This window comes from Alistipes sp. AM16-43 (genome assembly GCF_003435745.1).
GTDB lineage: Bacteria > Bacteroidota > Bacteroidia > Bacteroidales > Rikenellaceae > Alistipes > Alistipes onderdonkii.
Window position 1 is genome coordinate 17,946 of sequence record NZ_QTUQ01000009.1, and the last position, 18,374, is coordinate 36,319.

Genomic DNA, 18,374 nt, shown 5'->3' on the forward strand with positions numbered 1-18,374 from the left:
AGCTGTCAAATCTAAAAGCAAATTACCGTGAAGACATTCAAGCATATATTACCGTTCCTGCTGGCACTTCTTGTCCTTGCCGGCTGCGAGGACGACGTGAACTATACGCAGGGAACCGCGGAGAATCCCGATTGCTACGGTGTCTACTTCCCGAAGAAGCAGGCTACCCGGACCGATCTGGAGTTCGAACCGGGAACCCAGACCGAAGCGACCTATACGGTCAAACGGCGCAACACCGTGGATCCGATCGTCGTTCCGGTCGTCGTGAAGTCCAACGTCGAGGATATTTTCGTCGTCGAGCCGATCGCATTCGATGCCGGAGAGGACGAGACGACCTTTACGATCAGTTTCCCCAAGGCCCAAATGGGCACGACCTACACTTGCGATATCAACATCGAAGATCCGCGCTACGCTTCGATCTACGGTGCCGATAAGGTGAACCTTTCGATATCGCTCGTGCTGGCCAAATGGGAATTGGTCACCGACGAAAAGACCGGTGAGACCAAAGGCCGCTACCGCGACGACATTCTGGGCAACTTCGCGTCGATAGACAACCCCAATGCTAATCCGAACCCCGAAATCGAACTCGAAATCTACGAGCGTTCGGACAAGAAGGGCTATTACCGCATGAAAGCCTACACTCCGGAGCTGATGAACATCTTCGCCGGAGGACAGGTAAACCACGAGAACCGCAACGTCTGGACCTATGTCGATGCCTCGGATCCGAACAAGGTCTATTATCCCTACCAATCGACCGGTCTGACCCTCTTTTCCGATATGGGTGAGTGGTACATCGCATCGCAGACACCGGAAAATTTCGCCATGGACGAATCAGCCGGACAATATGGCACGCTCAATAACGGCGTGATTACCTTCCCGGCGCAGGGTATCGTGCTCGAACCGAGCGAAGGTGAATATGCCGGAAAATTCTTCTATGCCAACGCAAACGGTCTGCAGCGGATCATGCTTCCCGGAGCCAGGGTCTACGATTACTCGGTGGCCCTCACCAAAAGCGAACCCGCAGACGGTGTCGTCGAAATCGGCGCCACCCTCTCCGAGGACACCCGAGAGTTCCGCTATGCGATCTTCACGGGCAATTTGAGCGACGGCGAGGCGAGCCTCAAGGCACAGGAGATGGCCGATGGCAAGATCGCCGCGGAACTCATCAAGACGATCACTGTTTCGGGGACGATTTCCGTTCAGGATCTGGAAGGCGGCACCGGCAAGTACACGCTTGTAGGCTGCATCTACGGTTCGGACGAAGAGGCGAATCCGGAGGGCGGCGAAACGGCGTCGCAGAATCTGAAAATGCAGGGCTACGCCTCCATTTCGTTCGGATATATCGCCAAGGGCGACGAGGACAAGGTTTCCGTCATTCTCAACATCGGGCTCGAAGCCACGAACGAATTCGCGGGACAAGGCATTACGACGGACAATGCGGCGAAATTCTGGGCCTATGGCGAGGGGATTGAATCTATCAAACACGGAGTCTTCAAGACAAAAGACATCCAAGGATTGGACATGACGGCTTTCCTCAAAGAGGAGGGCAAGGATTTCACCAAAGAGCAGCTCGACGCCATCAACGGCGGACATTACAGCGTCATGCTCACGGGGCTGAACGGCGACACGGAGTACACGTTCGCCGGACTGGCTTACAACGGATATGCCAGCAAACTCTTCACGGCATCCATCAAGACCACCGGTGTATACAACCCGGGATTGGAGAGCGAGTTCCTCTACTCGGACTTCCTGCCGCAGAAAGAGCAGCCCTCGAAGGAGTACCTGATTTCGACCGAATGGAACTATTATGCCGTCAACGTCATGGATGAGAAGCCGATGCGACGGAAGATCGGCACGGTGACCATCGAAGACGACCCGGCAGAAAGCAGTTCGGCCGATCTGCTGACCATCACGGGACTCCCCGGGGTCGAGTTCGACGAAGGCGGTCGGATTCCGGCGGTCTACGTTCCCTCCACTGCTCCGCTCGCAGGCATAACCGGCGCTATCTCCCCGCTTCTTTCGCAAACGCCGATCGGTGTCATCAACGGAGAGGACATCCTCGCCGGCTGCGTCTCGGAGGAGAATCCCGAAGCCCTCTATGCGGTCAATTATCCGTTCATCGGAGGCGCCGTGGCCGACGGTTACATCTATTTCGTGCCCACTCCGAACTATGTCGAGCAGGGAGCCACGTTCCGTTATCTGTATACGTTGAGTACGACGACCCCCTATTCGATCCTTACGGACATGTTGCTCGTCGATCCCGCCAAGGATATGGGCGGCATTCCCGAACTGGCCGCAGAGCGGATCGCAGAATTGCGCCGAATGGCCGCAGAGCTCCGGCAGCCGCGGAATTACGTCGAACGGCTCGAATTCTCCGTTTCTACAGAACGCGGTTCCGTCAAAACCGTACCGACCGACTATGCGAAAGGATTCCTGCCCGCATCGGCTCCTGAAGCGAAAGTTGTAAGGGCTACGGTCGGATTCAGCGACGCTGTGCAGCGTGCGAACGGTTCGGGATCGGAACTCCGGTTCCGGAAAACGGCCGCTGCCGAAATCACGCTCAAGTAATATCGGATCGGGAGAGGCCGGTCGTCCGGCAAGTGCCGGCCTCTCCCTTTTTTTCAAGCCAAAAACAACCTGCCGGACTCAAAAATCAGCATGATATATGCATAACAAAACGAAACTCCTGATTTTCGCCTCCCTGCTGCTGGCCGCCTGCTCGACGGATCCCATGCAGGAAATACCGAACCGCGGGGATTCCGCTCCCGAAATCGAGACTTCGGGCAAAATCTGCAATACGTCGGACGACGCCGTGGCCGGTTCGCTCATCGTAAAATTTGGCGAAGAAGCCATTCCCAGTCTCGAACAGAATGCGTTGAATGCGGCCAAGACCCGTTCGGCGCTGACCCGTTCGGGCATCGAATCCGTCGATGACATCCTGAACGACCTGCATGTCACCTCGCTGGAGCGCGTCTTCCCCGAAGCCGGCGAACACGAGGCCCGCACCCGTGCGGCAGGGCTTCACAGATGGTATGTGCTCGGGTTCGCATCGGAAGAGGATCTCGACAAGGCGGCGGAGAGACTCGCGGGTGTCGCCGAAATCTCGAAAGTACAGTTCCGCACCCGTCTCTACCGGGCTTCCGACTGCAAAACCTATCCGTTTCAAGCAACGGCGAACGGCCAGACCCGCGCTTTGGTTACAGCGGATTTCAACGACCCGAATCTTTTCTGGCAGTGGCATTACATCAACAATGCCGACCAGGCCGTTGCCACTACATCGGTGGCCGGAGCCGACATCAATGTGGCCGACGCATGGAAGCTCACGGCAGGTAATCCCGAAGTCATCGTCGCCATCGTGGACGAAGGGGTGAAATACACTCATCCGGATCTGGCGGCCAACATGTGGATCAATCCGAACCCTTCGCCCGAATACAAGAACCAGGACATTCACGGATGGAACTTCGCTGCCGACGGTCCCATTTCATGGGGTCAGAAGGGCGATTCGGGACACGGAACGCACGTTGCGGGCACGGTAGCCGCCGTCAATAACAACGGCATCGGCGTCTGCGGCGTGGCCGGAGGTACGGGCAAGGGAGACGGTGTGCGTCTCATGTCGTGTCAGATCTTCTCGGGAGACCTGACGGGTGACGCCCTCGTGTCGAGCCGTGCCGTAAAATACGCCGCGGATCACGGTGCCTCCATCCTCCAGTGCTCGTGGGGCATCAAGGCGGGAATATACACGTCGGACAACATGTTCATCAAACAATCGCCGATGGATTACGAGGCGCTTCAGTACTTCGCCGCCCAGAAGAACTGCGAGGCCCTCGACGGCGGACTGATCATTTTTTCCGCCGGCAACGAATCGACAGCCATGTCCGGCTATCCGGCAGGCTATCGTGATTATATCTCCGTCACCTCGTTCTCGCCCGACTACCTGCCGGCCAATTATACCAACTACGGTTCCGGCTGTAATATCGCGGCTCCCGGCGGCGAAACGAGCGGTTTGAGCGGTGGGGAGAAAGCCGGCGTCCTTTCGACGCTCTGCTCCGAAACGAGCAACGGAGCGGATTACGGCTACATGCAGGGAACCTCGATGGCTTGCCCGCACGTCTCGGGCGTAGCCGCACTCGGCCTCTCCTATGCCCTGGAGAAAGGGAAGAGATACTCGCTCGACGAATTCAAGACCATGCTGCTCACCTCGGTCAATGAAATCGACTCCCGGCTGGGCGAAGGCTCGAAAGCTACGATCGCCGACGTGTCGATTTACCGCGGCAAAATGGGCACCGGCATTACCGATGCCTATCAGCTGCTCATGCAGATTGAAGGAACGCCTTGTCTGCAGGTCGCATTGGGCGAGGTGCAGCTCATTCCGCTGACGCAGCATTTCGGACAGGGTGCCGAAGACCTTACCTATACCGATATCCAGATGTCGGCCAAGGATATGGAAAAGCTTGGCATCAAGGCGGCTCCCAAAATGTATAATGGAAAACTGATGATCAAATGCACGAAACCCGGATCGGCCAAAATCAAGGTTTCGGCGATAGCCGGCGGTACGAAACCTGGAACGGGCGTCGTGATGGGCGGCATGGTCATCACCAAGGAATTCGCCGTCATCGCCCGTTCGGCCGGCGCAGCAAACGGAGGTTGGTTATAAAAACAGTGCTTGCAATGAAAAAACATCTTTATCATCTGCTCGTTTTCTCCCTGCTCGGCATTTTCGCCGCAAGCTGTTCGGATGACGACGATGCCCCCAACATTCAGTCGGAAATCGTAGGCGAATGGCGCCTTACTTCTTGGTCAGAGAATGCTCCCGAAGGATTTGAGGTATACGTAGAATTCACTTCGGCAGCGACATTCGGACTTTATCAGAAGGTCGAAACATCGAACTACACCAAATACACCGGGCGTTATTCGATCGACGGATCCCGGCTGACCGGAGTGTACGACGACGGCGAGAGCTGGGGCAACGGCTACGATTTCGAGTTGACGAATGGCGGGAACACCCTGACGATGACCACCCGAACCGAGCCGGCCGAAACCAGCGTATATTCCCGGACGATCATTCCGGATGACGTGCGCAATGCCCGAACATCCCGTGCCGAGTTTTCTCTGGAAATGAGGCGAATGCTATAATCTGTAATATTCGTGCCGCTCCGGCATTAAGTGTAAGGTAAGGACAAGAAGATGTGGTTGAAACGCTAATAACGGTCAGACCAGTAACGCTTCAAAGTGTGGAAGGCATTTGTCAACCGACAAATAATTTCGAGTGAAAATCTCTTATCTATAATGTGTTAAAACATTAAAATAAAATGTTCAAAATTACGAGATTGCTCACTGGGATAGGATGGCTAAAACCATCCTATCTTTTTTTAGAATATTTCTACGAGAACTGCAATATAAGCATTCAGACAATTGCATGTTTTAGCAAGATTTATTGAAATTTAATGTTTTAAATGTATCAATCTGAAATAAAAATCTTTGATATTTGAGTGATGATTTACGTTTTCTGCCGACTGGCATATTTGCCCCCGTGGACATTTGTCTGTTGTCCCTGAACGCAATTCCTGTCATGTAATCCCGTAATAATGCACGATCCGCGTCCGGCGGCGCTTGTCGCGCTTTGGGAAGGAGCCGTCTCACATCTGGAATTTGAGATGCGGATGATCCATCTGCGTATCGAGCATTCTGCGGTCATGAACCGGTTGCGGGAACCCGAAAAACCCCGCTCGGCGCTCTATCTGGCCGAGCCGTTCACGCCGACGGATCTCATGGAGCTGATTACGGCGTTGCATACTGCCGGCGTGGGACGGCGTATCGACGGTACCCGTGCCAATGTGGAACAGTTGGTCGAGCTGTTCTCGTGGATGTTCAATGTCCGTATCAACAATCCCATCCAGTGCCGCCGTGGGGTCATCAACCGCAAGTTGCGGCTGACACGGTTTCTGGATCTGCTGCGCAACTCTCTGATTGAAGAGAGCCAGCGATAGGCGTCGGCGCCCCTCATCCGAGGGGCGCTTTTGGCCGAATCCTTTCAGGTATCAAGTAGCCGACGCCAGCCGCTCGCCGAACGCTTCCATCTCGCGGCCGATGACCGTCTCGGAGAATTTGGCGTAGTGGCGCGTCATGTTGGTGTTCGAGTGGCCGAGAATCTTGGCCAGCACATCGATCGGCATGCCGTACTCGACGGCCATGCAGGCGAAGGTGTGGCGTGCGCAGTGGGTGGTCAGCACCTTGTCGATGCCGCACACGGCCGCGATCTCCTTCATGTAGGCGTTCATCTTCTGGTTGCTCGGCGTGGGGAGCACCCGTGATCGTGCGACGCATACTTCGTCGTGCTCGTAGCGGCGCAGGATTTCGAGCGTGGCCGGAAGCAGCGGGATGCGGCTCATCACGGAGGTTTTCTCGCGGGGTTTGTGAATCCACCAGCGCCCCTCGTCGTCCTGCGAGAGGTGCTCGCGCCGCAGGTGGTCGGCGTCGGCGAATGCCAGCCCCGTCAGGCAGCAGAAGACGAAGACGTCGCGGATGCGGGCCAACCGGCGGTCGAGCTCCTTGCGGGTCAGCAGTTCCAGTTCATGCGCCGTGAGGTGCTCTTTGGCCTGCACCTCGTCCTCTTTGAGTTTGTAGTAGCGGAACGGGTTTTTCGTAATCCACTCGTTGCGCAGGCAGTAGAGGACAAAGTTGCGCAGACAGTCCATCACGGCGACCGCCCCGTTGTGGCGGCAGCGGTGGGCGGTTTGCAGGAAGAGGTTGAAGCCGTCCAGAAACTCGTAGTTCATCCGTTCGACGGGAATGTCCTCGGCTTTGCCGCGTTGGGCGAGATACTGTTTGAGATAGCGCAGCAGCCGCTCGTATTTGTCTGCCGTGCGCTGCGTGATGCGCACGCCCACTTCGGCCTGCCGCCGCTTCACATAGTCGGTAAGGCCCGCAATGAGCATCATCGTGTTGCACGTCGGGTTCAGGTAGCGCTGTTTGATCTGCGCGGCATTGGCCGCATAGCCCTCGGCCAGCAGTTTGGAGCGGATGTCCAAAATCTGCACACGGAACTCGTCGAGCATTTCATTGACTTTTTGCGCAAGTCGGCTCGTGCCCATCATGCGTTCCTTTTTCTGGTTCCACAATTCGGGCTTGCCCTCGCAATGGAAATAGAATTCCTGCCGCAGACTGCCCGTGGTGACGCGGGCGTAAACCGACGCCAAGCCGTTCTTTTTCGGTCTTCCTTTTCGCATCAGGAAAAGGATGGTAAAAGTTTCCTGTCTCATAACTCGTGACATTTTAAGGATTGACAAAACGTCTGCAAGGAAACTTTATTGCGGTGTAAAGTGTAGCAAAACAATGCATTGCGGGCTAAAAAGGTGGCAATCCCGTTTTCGGAAGCCCAAATCGGCTCTGCCCACTTTTTTGCCACCCAACGGTTTTCTTCGGCTTGCTTTCCGCTTCCGGTTCGGGGAATCGGTCAAAGCCTTTGCAAAATGATGATATACAGTCGGTTTTCCTCTTTTTGCGCCGGACAGGCAACAAAAAAGGAGCCTCGGAAAAAGGCTCCTTTGTGCGGATAAAGGGACTCGAACCCCCACGCCGGTAAGGCATCAGATCCTAAGTCTGACGTGGCTACCAATTACACCATATCCGCTTGCTATGTGCAAAGGTATATAAAAATTCACAATTCACAATCCGGAGCGGGTGATTATAAGCCTTTTTTATTTACTTTTGTAGGCAATTTATCCGCTTATGCCGCAGAATGTCGCACTCGTTTTAACGCCCCGCCAGGCTGCCGACGCGAAGTATTACACTTCGCTTGCCGCGCGGCGTCTGGGTGTGCCGGAGCACGATATTGCCTTGGTGAGGGTCGTCAAACGCTCGATCGACGCCCGGCAGCGGCAACCGAAGGTCAACCTGACGCTGGAGGTCTATGTCGACCGGGAGCCGCAGCCCGCACCCGTGCATTTCGATTATCCTGATGTGTCGGGACATACCGAGGTCGTAGTCGTGGGGTCGGGCCCGGCAGGGCTTTTCGCGGCGCTGCGGCTGATCGAGCTGGGGCTGAAGCCTGTTATCCTGGAGCGGGGGCGCGACGTTTCAGCGCGCAAGGTCGACATTGCGCGGATCAACCGCAACGGGGCGGTCGATCCCGATTCGAACTACGCTTTCGGCGAGGGCGGTGCGGGGACTTTCTCGGACGGCAAACTCTTCACACGCAGCAAGAAGCGCGGTGATTATAACAAGGCGTTGCAGACGCTGGTGTTCCATGGCGCCACGCCCGAAATCCTCTATGAAGCCCATCCGCATATCGGAACCGACAAGTTGCCGCGCATCATGCAGAATATCCGGCAGACGATCCTTGGCTCGGGCGGCCAGTTCGTGTTCGGTAGCCGCGTTACGGATCTTGAAATCCGCAACGGCCGTATCCGGGGCGTGCGGTGCGGCGACACGTTTGTCGAAGGGGCGGCCGTGGTTTTGGCCACGGGACATTCGGCACGCGATATTTACGAGCTGCTTTACCGCAGGGGCGTGCGCGTCGAGGCGAAGGCCTTTGCCATGGGCGTGCGTATCGAGCATCCGCAGGCGTTGATCGACTCGATCCAGTACCACTGCCCGACGCGGGGCGAATACCTTCCGGCGGCGGCTTATTCGCTGGTGAGCCAGGAGGCCGGCCGCGGGGTCTACTCGTTTTGCATGTGCCCCGGCGGGTTCATCGTTCCGGCCATGACCGATGCCGCGCAGTCGGTGGTCAACGGCATGTCGCCCAGCGGCCGCACGTCGCCCTATGCCAATTCGGGCATGGTGACCGAAGTGCGGCCCGCGGATTTCGAGCACCTGCGTGCGGAATGGGGCGAGCTGGCCGGGTTAAAGTTCCAGCAGCAGTTCGAAGAGCTGGCCCGGCAGCACGGCGGCGAGCATCAGGTCGCCCCGGCGCAGCGCGTCGCCGATTTCGTAGCCGGACGCCCCAGCGCGGTCTTGCCCAAGACCTCCTATATCCCCGGTATTATCCCTTCGCGGCTCGACGAGTGGATGCCCTCGTTTATCGGCGAGGGGCTGCGCCGGGGGATCGCCACCTTCGGGCGGCGGATGCGGGGATTTGTGACGAACGAAGCCATCGTGGTGGGCGTCGAGTCGCGCACCTCGTCGCCCGTCCGGGTTCCGCGCGACCCCGTGACGCTCATGCATCCCCAAACCGCGGGGCTCTTCCCCGCAGGTGAAGGTGCCGGTTACGCCGGGGGCATCATCTCTGCCGCCCTGGACGGCGAACGTATCGCAGAAGCAGTAACAAACTACATAAAATAAATGAACGAATCTTTAAGCAAGTTACCCTCTCCCGAGGTCTCTGTAATCATCCCCGCTTACAATCTGGAAGGGTATCTCGATACGTGCCTGCAATCGGTTTTGGCGCAGACACTCGGGAATTTCGAAGCCATCGTCGTGGACGACGGTTCCACGGATGGTACGCCCGGGCTTCTGCGTCGCTATGCTGAGCGCGATCCGCGGATCATCGTGGTGAGCACCCCGAACCGGGGCGTTGCGCGTGCCCGCGAGACGGGTATTGCCCGGGCGCAGGGAAAATACATCGCTTTCCTCGACGGCGACGATTTTTGGGAACCGCGCATGTTGGAGGAGATGACCGCCTCGATCGGGCAGAATGGCGGGTACGATATCGTATGCTGTAATTTCAAGCGGGTCTGCAAGACCTACCAGGCGATCTACCGTGAATCCCGGACGGAGGATATGGAAGGGCTCGAGTTCCTCGAAGCGACGCTTCGCCATTCGATCTGGGTGACCCTCTGGGGCAAACTCTATCGGCGGGAACTTTTCGATAACGGACTGAACCACCATCCGTTGCGGCTGGGGCAGGATACGATGATCAACATCCAGATCGCCTGCCGCCTTCCCCGCGTTCATTTCATCGATTACGTGGGTTATGATTACGTACAGCGGCCGTCGTCGTCCAATCACCGAAGTTTCGATTTTGATTACTGCTGCTTATTTTGTAGTATTGTGGAACGGGAGTTACAACGGCACGGCGAATCGCTTCGGGGGCAGGCCGAATTTTATGCGCTGCTGAATAAGGTGCGCTGGTATTCGGTCTATGTCTGCAAAAGCCGCAGCCCGTGGGTCGGGAACCGGCCGTTTGTCTGCGACCTGCGCGAATCGGCCGGCCGTTACCGGGACGAGCTCAGGGCGCGCTATTCGCGGGCACGGATGCTGTTGCTGGAGCTCGACCGTTACCGGGCCATGCGCCCGGTCGTCGTCATGCTGACGACAGGATTGCGCTGGCGTACCAGTTTGCGGCGGCGTCTGGCACGATAAAGGAAAATTATACTGAAACATGGATTTTTACGACGGAGCCGGCAGCCGGATCGTGAAAGCGGTAAATTGGATTGCATAGATGGAGGAAAGGGAAAAATCAAAGCCCGTGGTATCGGTCATTATTCCGGTTTACAATCTGGAAAACTATCTCGATACCTGCCTCGATTCGGTCGGACGGCAAACGTACGGGGATTTCGAGGCTATTGTCGTCGATGACGGTTCGACGGATGGTTCGCAGGCCGTGGCGCTCCGCCACGCGGAGCGTGATGCGCGCATCGTCGTCATAAGTACTGTAAACCAGGGGGCTGCCAGGGCCCGTGAGACGGGTATCAGGCATGCGCAGGGCGACTACATCTGTTTTCTCGACGGCGACGACGTCTGGGATTCCCGCATGCTGGAGAAACTGGTGGCGGCCATCGGGGAAAACGGCGGGTACGATATCGTATGCTGCGATTACAAACGTATTTGCAAGACCTACGAAGCGCCCAAGCGCGAAATGCGCACGTCGGACATGCAGGGGCTGGATTTCCTTGTTGCATCGCTCTACCACGCTATTTCCGTGACCGTGTGGGGACGGCTCTATCGCCGGGCGTTGTTCGAAAAGGAACTGCGTCATTATCCGCTGCGGCTGGGGGAAGACAGCCTGCTCAATATCCAGATCGGCTGTCAGCAGCCGCGTGTCCGGTTCGTCGATTATGTGGGTTACGGATATGTGCAGCGCGGCGGGTCGGCCAACCGTTCGCCGCTCGATATCGGCTACTGTGTTAAATTCAGCGAGGCGGTGCATGCCGAGCTGGTGAGGCACAGGGATGTTGTTGGCGACCGGCTGGAGTTCTACCTGCTGCTCAATAAAATGCGCTGGTACCTGGTTTACCTGCGCAAAAGCCATAACCCATGGGCCGGCGACACGGAGTTTGCCCGCGGGATCAATGCGGAGGCGGAACGCTACCGCGCCGAGCTGGAAGGGTTTTTCAGCCGTTGCGACTGGTTGCTGCTGCGGATGGACAGGCGGCGGTGGATGCGCCCCGGGGTGCTCGCCGTCTCGACCCTGATGCGCTGGGGCAAGAGCCTGAAGCGGCGGCTGACACGCTGAATCCGAGTATTGTAACCTAAACCTGGAACGATGAAAAGATACCTGTTGTACGTTACTTTGCCTTATGCCTATTCAATCCTGAGGCCTTTGGAACATGAAATCCGCCGCCGCGGAGGCGAGGCGGCCTGGTTTGTCGAAGAGGGGTGTCCCGTCGTGCTCGAAGAGGACGAGGTGCGGTTGGGGACAATCCGGGAGGCGGTCGCTTATAACCCGGTCGCGGTTTTTGCACCTGGCAACTACATCCCCGATTTTATCCCGGGCGTGAAGGTGGCGCTTTTCCACGGCTATGCGATCCAAAAGCGGATCGAGGCCGTCGACGACCATTTCACGGTGCGCGGATGGTTCGACATCTATTGTACGCAGGGGCCGAGCAGTACGCCTTATTTCAAGGAACTGGAAAAGAAATACGGCTTCTTCCGGGTCTACGAGACCGGCTGGCCCAAAGCCGACACCTATTTCTCGCCCGAAGTGCAGCGTAAACCGCAGAATGACCATCCGGTGGTTCTCTACCCCCCGACCTTCACGCGCAATGTCTGTTCGGCGCCCCATCTGATGGCGGAGATCGACCGTCTGGCCAAAACCCATCCGTGGGACTGGGTCATCACGTTCCATCCCAAGCTGACTGACCCCGGGATCATAGCCGGCTATAAACGTATTGCGGAGGAGAACGAGAACGTCATATTCTATGAGGGTTCCGACAAGATGCCGCTTCTGCAGCAGGCCGACGTGATGTTGTGCGACAGCTCGTCGATCATCCTCGAATTCATGTTCCTCGACAAACCGGTCGTGACGTTCCGCAATTCGCATCCGGGGCCCCATCTGATCGACGTCGATACGCCGGAGGCCGTCGGCCCGGCCATCGAGCGTGCGCTGGCGCGGCCTGAGGGGTTAATGGAGGAGATCCGCAGCTACACCATGCACCATGAACCGCACCGCGACTGCCGCTGTTCGGCGCGGGTGCTCGATGCCGTGGACGATTATATCGTGCGGGGGCATGCGGGGCTGAAACGCAAGCCCCTGAACCTGGTGCGCAAATGGAAACTGCGCCGGCAGTTACATTATTATCCCCTGCTGGAAAAATTCCGCCGCCGATAGAAAACGTGAGTGCCGTCCCGGTCGGGGCGGCACTCACGTTTATGGATGCCGTTTCCTGGGCCGGATGTTTCCGGCCGGGGCTCAATGGCCTGCGCTGGCGGGAACGGGGATTTTCACCTCGGGTTTGGGGGTGCGGGTCTGATCCGTTTCTCCCAAGTGGCGAGTAAGCCCGATTTCGCAGCGGGTGCGGTGTTCTCGGATGGTTTGCTGGTAACGTTCCTCGTTGGCCGAAAGGCTGTTGCGCTCGCATTTGCCGTGGTGGAGGTGGAAGACCACGCCGCGGAACTTCATGCACCGCTGGCGCACGCCGCTGTTGTCGAGGCGGATCGCCAGTTCGGAATCTTCGCGGCCCCAGCCGCAGAACGATTCGTCGTAACCGTTGACGCGGATCAGGTCGTTGCGCCAGAAGGCCATGTTGCAGCCTTTGACGAAGCGGGTGGGACCCAGCGTCCGGTAGAGGAATGCCATGAGCGGGATGCGGATGGCGTTGTTGCTGTTGCGCACGCCCCGCATCAGTGGTGTGAGCGAGGTGATCTCCCCGCTGAGTACCTTGCGGGTGAGCATTTCGGTGATGATGCCGCGCGACCCGGTGACGTAGCAGCCCCGTTGTGCGAAGATCATGTGATCCTGGATGAAGTTACGTTGGAGGATCAGGTCGCCGTCGATCTGTATGATGTATTCGCAACGGCTCGCCGCGATGGCTTTGTTGCGGATCATGGCCAGGCGGAACCCCTTGTCCTCGTGCCAGATGTGCCGGATGGGGACGGGCGACACCGCTTCGAAATGGCGGACGACATCGCGGGTGCTGATACCCGAACCGTCGTCAGCGATCAGGATTTCCGTGGGCATGGCCGTTTGTTGCATTACGCTGTCCAGGCACAGGTAGAGGGCCCGCGGCCAGTTGTAGGTGGAGATGATCAGTGATACCGTCATTGGTAAAAATGTTAGGGTTTTAGGCGTCGTTGTCGCTGCGGCCGTACGCAACCGGCCGCAAAATTCCTGCCGCGGCATCCTGCTGCCGGGATGCTGTATTCTCACGTTCAGGGTAACGCGTAGCTTCTTGTCCATCGTACAAAGGTAGTGATTTATCCCCGCTCAGGGTATGTGCACTCCATTTTTATCGTGTTCCGTTTTATATAAATGTGCGCCGGAGGGGAATACTGCGCAGAATATGAAAAAATATTTTCGATCACCCGGGATAGGCGGTACCCGGCTATCTTGCATGTTTACATGTTATTAGATGACTGAATACATGTGATTTATTAAAAAATATCAAAAAATTCGAAAATTTTTTTAATAAAAACTTGCGCGGCATGTTTTTTCACCTTATCTTTGCAGCGAAGTTTTAAGGTTCATTTAGGTTAGTAGTTTTAGGTTGGTGAGGAAACTGTGGTATTCCATCGGAATACCGGGTTTCCTTTTTTTGTGCCTTTCCGGAATTTTTCTCACGGATAGTTGGTACGGACTTTAGAATTTTGTCATGTGTGCCCGGCATATTTTTCTGCCTGAATATGCTTTTTATCCCCTGTTTTTTTAGTCTCCGAAGATATGCTGTCTCTTTTGACATTTAGCCCGAATGTTCTTCAAAGGCATCTTGAAGCCTTTTTGACGGCCTAATGTTACGAAATTGTTAAATATATTTAATATATTCGTAAAATATTTGCATAATTCAAAAATGACACGTATCTTTGCAGTGAAGTTTTAAGGTTCATTTAGGTTAGTAGTTTTAGGTTGGTTGAGGAAATCGGCAGGTTGTAGCGGCAATCCGTTACTAAGACTCGAAGGGCGGTGCTCGTCCGAAAGTCGAATACCTCCGATTGTACCTCATTTTTGAAGGGGATGGTTCCCCGACAAAAGAAAAAGGTCTGAGTCGTGAGACTCCGGCCTTTTTTCTTTTTACGGCCCTGCGGCCGTCTCTTTTCGGGCAATGTTACAGATTCTCCAGCTCTTCGCGGGTCATCGTCACTTCGACGGCCCCCAGTGCATAGCATCCGAGATCATAAGGGTTGTAATAGAACGTGATCCCTTCGGGCGTAACCTGGAAATTCTCCGTAAGGGAGATGTATTCCGGGAAGAATCCCTGAGCGGCCAGCTCTTCGTCGCTGTCGGCTCCGTATTGCTCGTACAGTTTCTTGCGCAGCAGGGTTTCCATGCCGTGCAGCTGCTGTTCGGAAAACAGGTCTGCCGAGGATAGTTCGTCTCCTCCGGCCAGCGAATAGGTATGACATTCCATGCCGTACATGCCGTGCGCCCCTCCCGTGAAACTCCACCGGCTGATAATATAGGTGACGAGCGAGTCCGTGACCGTAACTTCGGCTTCGGCCGAGATCTCGTAGGTTCCCATCGTCTGTTCGACGCTGTCCGGGAGCATCTCCGCGGCGATCTGGCGGATGGCGGAGTCGACCGCCTGGCGCGCCGTGCCGCCGAAATCTTCCAGTTCGAAGAAATACCCGGCATTGGCCGCTTCGATGGAGCGCAGGGCCGGGGATTTCGCTGCGTTGGCGATCGTGGCGAAACGGAATTCGATCTTGCATCCGTTGGCCGGAGTGCCGATGAGGGTGTCGATCGAGAGCATGCTGAATTCGGGAACGACGGGTTTCCGCGTACAGGCTGCGGTCGCTGCGGCCATGCCTGCGATCAGTATGGCGGTTTTAATGTATTTCATAGGCAAAGCGTACTTTGTATTTATCGTAAAGATAACGAAAATACAGGTATATGCGAAACGGGCCAAAAAAAATCATAGAATTTGCAGGAAAATTTTGCAGTTTTGAAAGAAGGCGTTATCTTTGCACCACAAAACCGATACGGTGGATTCATCTAAGGGTTAGGATACGTGCCTCTCACGCACGACATAGGGGTTCGAATCCCCTATCCACTACAAGGCTTCCGAACGGCCGCACGCAGGTGCGGTCGTTTTCCGTTTCCAGCTGCCGGTGCCGTCCGTCTGCAGTCTTTGGGGGTGGGTAGGAGCGAAACGGAATTGCGTTGCAGAACCGCCCGCCGAGCGATGGGTAAGGAGCCGGGGCGGAAATTGCCGGCAGGATGTTGCCGGGCGGGAATCGTCAGCAGGAACCCGTCAGCCGGAGTGCGCCCGCCACAAACCGCCGGGTGGAAAATTACCGCAGCCGCCTCATGAGGGGCGGCTGCGGCTTCGTTTTAGGTTATCGGTTGGTTGGTGGGTTACTTTTCCAGTTTGCCTTTGAATTTGTCCAGCTGGCGCTTGATGGCGTCGATCGCCTCGTCCACCGATTCCTCGAACGATCTGGACTGGTGGCATGCCACCAGGTCTTCGCCCGGCATATGGAGTGTGACCGTTGCTATCTTGTTTCCCTTTTCAAAGTCTTTATCGAGTCTGAGAATGACCTCGGCACCCGTCGAACGCTCTGCGAAGCGGTCGAGTTTGTCCATCTTGTTCTCGACGAATTCGACCAGCCGTTTGTCGGCGTCGAATTTCACGGATTGAATCTGTACGTTCATAGCCTTACAGTTTATAAAAGTTAATCACTTCCCTCCCTTTTCCCGGGGATGGGCCTTTGCGTATATCTCCCGGAGCCTGGCGATGCTGTTGTGCGTATAGACCTGCGTGGCCTGTAACGAAGCGTGTCCCAGAAGCTCCTGGATCTCGCGCATATCGGCCCCGCCGTTCAGCAGGTGCGTCGCAAACGTATGCCGGAGCACATGGGGGCTCTTCTTGCCCTGTACGCCCGCACGGGTCAGTTCCGCCTGTACCGTGCGATAAACGACGCTCCGCGATATGCGCTTTCCTTTGTGTGTTAAAAATAGTGCTTTTTCCGCAGAATTGCAAATATTTTGCCTCGCAATTAGGTCGAGGTAACTTAAAATCTTTTCGCGTACGAATTCGAGGATCGGTACCATCCGTTGCTTGTCTCCCTTGCCCCGTACCCGCAGCGAGGCGTAGTCGGCCGAGAAGTCGTCGCGGTCGATGCCGACCAGTTCGGCAAGGCGCAGGCCGCAGGCGTAGAACATCAGGATGACGAGCGAATTGCGTGCCGTTTCGAAATCCCCGTCCGCCTCTTCGCATTTGCTGACGATGTCCGTCATGCGGCTCTCGGGGATGAAAGCCGGCAGGCGGCGCGAGGTCTTGAGCGAGGGGATCGTCCGGCAGATGTCTTTTTCGATGGCCCCCGTGCGGAGCAGCCACCGGAAGAGGGTGCGGATCGAGGCGATTTCGCGGTTCATCGACGCCGCGCCGATCTTGCCTTCTTCCGTGCGGTGGATGATCCATTCGCGCACCTGGTCTGCGGTGATGCTGCGCGGGTCGGAGCGCGCCTCGTCGAAATCCAGCCATGCCAGGAACTGCCCGACGTCGTGTTTGTAATTGCGGACGGTGAGCGGGGAGTAACGCCGTTCGGCGCTGAGGTATCGGATGAATTCCGTTAGCATATGGCAAAGATACGTTTTTTTCGTATTTTTGCCTTCACTAAACCCATATACCATGAAACGGATTTTTATTTTTACTTTTTTGCTGTTGCTGGCGGTGCAGGCCGTTTCTGCGGCTACGGTCGATACGCTTGCCGTGCACAGTCCCTCGATGGATCGTGACGTACCCGTCGTGGCGATCGTGCCCGAGGGCGTATCCGCCGCTGAGCCCTGTCCGGTGGTCTACCTGCTGCACGGCTACTCGGGCGATGAGACGGCATGGCTGAAGATCAAGCCTTCGCTGCCCGCAATCGCCGACCGCGAGGGGATCGCCTTCATCTGTCCCGGCGTGGGGAACAGTTGGTACCTCGACAGCAAGGTGCGCGAGAAGAGCCTCTACGAAACCTTCATGACACGCGAGTTGCTGCCCGCCGTCGAAGCGCGTTATCCCGTAGTCCGTGACCGCTCGGGACGCGCGATCACGGGCCTGAGCATGGGCGGTTTCGGGGCCATGTCGCTCGCCATAAAGCACAAGGGGCTGTTCGGTGCCGCAGGCAGCACGAGCGGCGGGCTCGACATACGTCCTTTCCCGCAGAACTGGGAGATCCCGCAGTTGCTGGGCGAGATTACGGAGCATCCCGAAGCCTGGGAAGAGGCTACGCCCATCAACCTCATCCCGCAGCTCGGGAACGGCGACCTGGCGATCGTCTTCGACTGCGGCTACGACGATTTCTTCTTCGAGGTAAACAACGATTTCCACGACGAGTTGCTGCGCCGGGGCATCATGCACGATTTCTATGTACGCCCTGGTGGGCATACCGGTGCCTATTGGGGCAATGCCATCGACTTTCAGATCGTATTCTTCCGCAATTTCTTTGCGAAGGCTAACTGACGCCGCCGATGAAGGAGAGCTGGAAACCCGGGACGCTGATCTATCCGCTGCCGGCTGTGCTGGTGAGCTGCGGTGCGACGCCCGAAGAGTATAACCTGCTGACCGTGGCGTGGACGGGCACGGTATGCACCAACCCGCCGATGTGCTACATTTCGGTACGCCCCGAACGCCACTCCTACGAAATAATCCGCCGCACGAGGGAGTTCGTCATCAACCTCACGACTCGCGACCTGGCCCGCGCCGCCGACTGGTGCGGGGTGCGGTCGGGGCGCGACTACGACAAATTCCGCGAAATGGGGCTCACGCCCGGGAAGGCCTTGCAGGTCGCGGCGCCGATCGTCGAAGAGGCGCCTGTAAGCATCGAGTGCCGCGTGCGGCAGGTGATGCCCCTCGGTTCGCACGATATGTTTCTGGCCGAGGTGGTCGCCGTGCAGGTCGATGCCGCCTATATCGACCCTGCTACGGGGCGTTTCTGCCTCGAACGCGCCTGCCCGATCGTTTACTCCCACGGCGAATATTTCGCCCTGGGCGAGGCCATCGGCCACTTCGGCTGGTCGGTGCGCAGGAAGCCGCGCCGGACGGCGGGCGCTGCCCCCGCAGTCCCTGCACCTG

The 18,374-nt window shown here is 56.9% G+C and carries 14 protein-coding genes, 2 tRNA genes and 1 pseudogene; 11 read left to right on the forward strand and 6 right to left on the reverse strand.

Annotated elements, in window-relative coordinates:
• Positions 1-27 precede the first annotated feature (27 nt).
• From DW189_RS12745 to DW189_RS12760, 4 genes are all read left to right on the forward strand, one after another.
• On the forward strand, positions 28-2,568 hold the full coding sequence (locus tag DW189_RS12745; protein WP_117508445.1) for a hypothetical protein: 2,541 nt from the start codon (positions 28-30) through the stop codon (positions 2,566-2,568).
• Between the two features lie 97 nt (positions 2,569-2,665).
• Positions 2,666-4,654 carry a S8 family peptidase gene (locus DW189_RS12750; RefSeq protein ID WP_014775558.1) on the forward strand — a complete coding sequence of 663 codons (1,989 nt, stop codon included), beginning with the start codon at positions 2,666-2,668 and terminating at the stop codon, positions 4,652-4,654.
• 14 nt (positions 4,655-4,668) lie between these two features.
• Positions 4,669-5,133, forward strand: coding sequence for a lipocalin family protein (locus DW189_RS12755; protein ID WP_014775559.1), 465 nt, complete (start codon positions 4,669-4,671; stop codon positions 5,131-5,133).
• Between the two features lie 527 nt (positions 5,134-5,660).
• On the forward strand, positions 5,661-5,987 hold the full coding sequence (locus tag DW189_RS12760; protein ID WP_259295442.1) for an RteC domain-containing protein: 327 nt from the start codon (positions 5,661-5,663) through the stop codon (positions 5,985-5,987).
• Positions 5,988-6,038: 51 nt separating this feature from the next.
• Here the strand turns inward: DW189_RS12760 and DW189_RS12765 are convergent, their stop codons facing one another.
• Together DW189_RS12765 and DW189_RS12770 are read right to left on the reverse strand one after the other, a co-directional pair.
• A complete protein-coding gene (locus DW189_RS12765; RefSeq protein ID WP_014775562.1) occupies positions 6,039-7,259 on the reverse strand; it encodes a site-specific integrase in 1,221 nt (406 codons plus the stop codon).
• 288 nt (positions 7,260-7,547) lie between these two features.
• Positions 7,548-7,630: transfer RNA gene (locus DW189_RS12770), tRNA-Leu, on the reverse strand.
• Between the two features lie 98 nt (positions 7,631-7,728).
• Here DW189_RS12770 and DW189_RS12775 point away from each other — a divergent pair.
• The 4 genes from DW189_RS12775 to DW189_RS12790 all read left to right on the forward strand — a co-directional run bounded on the left by DW189_RS12775 (position 7,729) and on the right by DW189_RS12790 (position 12,490).
• A complete protein-coding gene (locus tag DW189_RS12775; protein WP_117508447.1) occupies positions 7,729-9,282 on the forward strand; it encodes an NAD(P)/FAD-dependent oxidoreductase in 1,554 nt (517 codons plus the stop codon).
• On the forward strand, positions 9,283-10,302 hold the full coding sequence (locus DW189_RS12780; RefSeq protein ID WP_117508448.1) for a glycosyltransferase family 2 protein: 1,020 nt from the start codon (positions 9,283-9,285) through the stop codon (positions 10,300-10,302).
• A 79-nt stretch (positions 10,303-10,381) separates the two neighbouring features.
• Positions 10,382-11,395, forward strand: coding sequence for a glycosyltransferase family 2 protein (locus tag DW189_RS12785; protein WP_117508449.1), 1,014 nt, complete (start codon positions 10,382-10,384; stop codon positions 11,393-11,395).
• 30 nt (positions 11,396-11,425) lie between these two features.
• Positions 11,426-12,490, forward strand: coding sequence for a CDP-glycerol glycerophosphotransferase family protein (locus tag DW189_RS12790; protein ID WP_117508450.1), 1,065 nt, complete (start codon positions 11,426-11,428; stop codon positions 12,488-12,490).
• 81 nt (positions 12,491-12,571) lie between these two features.
• Here DW189_RS12790 and DW189_RS12795 read toward each other — a convergent pair whose 3' ends face one another.
• Both DW189_RS12795 and DW189_RS12800 read right to left on the reverse strand, forming a co-directional pair.
• Positions 12,572-13,423, reverse strand: coding sequence for a glycosyltransferase family 2 protein (locus tag DW189_RS12795; RefSeq protein ID WP_117508451.1), 852 nt, complete (start codon positions 13,421-13,423; stop codon positions 12,572-12,574).
• Between the two features lie 997 nt (positions 13,424-14,420).
• A complete protein-coding gene (locus tag DW189_RS12800; RefSeq protein ID WP_117508452.1) occupies positions 14,421-15,155 on the reverse strand; it encodes a DUF3298 and DUF4163 domain-containing protein in 735 nt (244 codons plus the stop codon).
• 141 nt (positions 15,156-15,296) lie between these two features.
• Between DW189_RS12800 and DW189_RS12805 the strand changes: the two genes are divergently transcribed.
• Positions 15,297-15,368 (forward strand) — tRNA-Glu (locus DW189_RS12805).
• Between the two features lie 302 nt (positions 15,369-15,670).
• Here the strand turns inward: DW189_RS12805 and hpf are convergent.
• Positions 15,671-15,967, reverse strand: coding sequence for a ribosome hibernation-promoting factor, HPF/YfiA family (hpf, locus tag DW189_RS12810; RefSeq protein ID WP_018696343.1), 297 nt, complete (start codon positions 15,965-15,967; stop codon positions 15,671-15,673).
• A 24-nt stretch (positions 15,968-15,991) separates the two neighbouring features.
• Positions 15,992-16,894 (reverse strand): tyrosine-type recombinase/integrase, encoded by a 903-nt coding sequence (locus DW189_RS12815; protein ID WP_117508453.1) that lies wholly within the window; start codon positions 16,892-16,894, stop codon positions 15,992-15,994.
• Between the two features lie 52 nt (positions 16,895-16,946).
• On the opposite strand from DW189_RS12815, the gene DW189_RS12820 reads away from it, so the two are divergent.
• Both DW189_RS12820 and DW189_RS12825 read left to right on the forward strand, forming a co-directional pair.
• A complete protein-coding gene (locus DW189_RS12820; protein ID WP_117508454.1) occupies positions 16,947-17,762 on the forward strand; it encodes an alpha/beta hydrolase in 816 nt (271 codons plus the stop codon).
• An 8-nt stretch (positions 17,763-17,770) separates the two neighbouring features.
• Positions 17,771-18,331 (forward strand): annotated as a pseudogene (locus DW189_RS12825) (flavin reductase family protein); the annotation flags it as partial.
• Positions 18,332-18,374 lie beyond the last annotated feature (43 nt).

Coding starts and splice junctions, on each gene's coding strand:
- DW189_RS12750 (WP_014775558.1), top strand. CDS start 2,666: ATGCATAACAAAACGAAACTCCTGATTTTCGCCTCCCTGCTGCTGGCC.
- DW189_RS12755 (WP_014775559.1), top strand. CDS start 4,669: ATGAAAAAACATCTTTATCATCTGCTCGTTTTCTCCCTGCTCGGCATT.
- DW189_RS12760 (WP_259295442.1), top strand. CDS start 5,661: ATGATCCATCTGCGTATCGAGCATTCTGCGGTCATGAACCGGTTGCGG.
- DW189_RS12765 (WP_014775562.1), bottom strand. CDS start 7,259: ATGAGACAGGAAACTTTTACCATCCTTTTCCTGATGCGAAAAGGAAGA.
- DW189_RS12775 (WP_117508447.1), top strand. CDS start 7,729: ATGCCGCAGAATGTCGCACTCGTTTTAACGCCCCGCCAGGCTGCCGAC.
- DW189_RS12780 (WP_117508448.1), top strand. CDS start 9,283: ATGAACGAATCTTTAAGCAAGTTACCCTCTCCCGAGGTCTCTGTAATC.
- DW189_RS12785 (WP_117508449.1), top strand. CDS start 10,382: ATGGAGGAAAGGGAAAAATCAAAGCCCGTGGTATCGGTCATTATTCCG.
- DW189_RS12790 (WP_117508450.1), top strand. CDS start 11,426: ATGAAAAGATACCTGTTGTACGTTACTTTGCCTTATGCCTATTCAATC.
- DW189_RS12795 (WP_117508451.1), bottom strand. CDS start 13,423: ATGACGGTATCACTGATCATCTCCACCTACAACTGGCCGCGGGCCCTC.
- DW189_RS12800 (WP_117508452.1), bottom strand. CDS start 15,155: ATGAAATACATTAAAACCGCCATACTGATCGCAGGCATGGCCGCAGCG.
- hpf (WP_018696343.1), bottom strand. CDS start 15,967: ATGAACGTACAGATTCAATCCGTGAAATTCGACGCCGACAAACGGCTG.
- DW189_RS12815 (WP_117508453.1), bottom strand. CDS start 16,894: ATGCTAACGGAATTCATCCGATACCTCAGCGCCGAACGGCGTTACTCC.
- DW189_RS12820 (WP_117508454.1), top strand. CDS start 16,947: ATGAAACGGATTTTTATTTTTACTTTTTTGCTGTTGCTGGCGGTGCAG.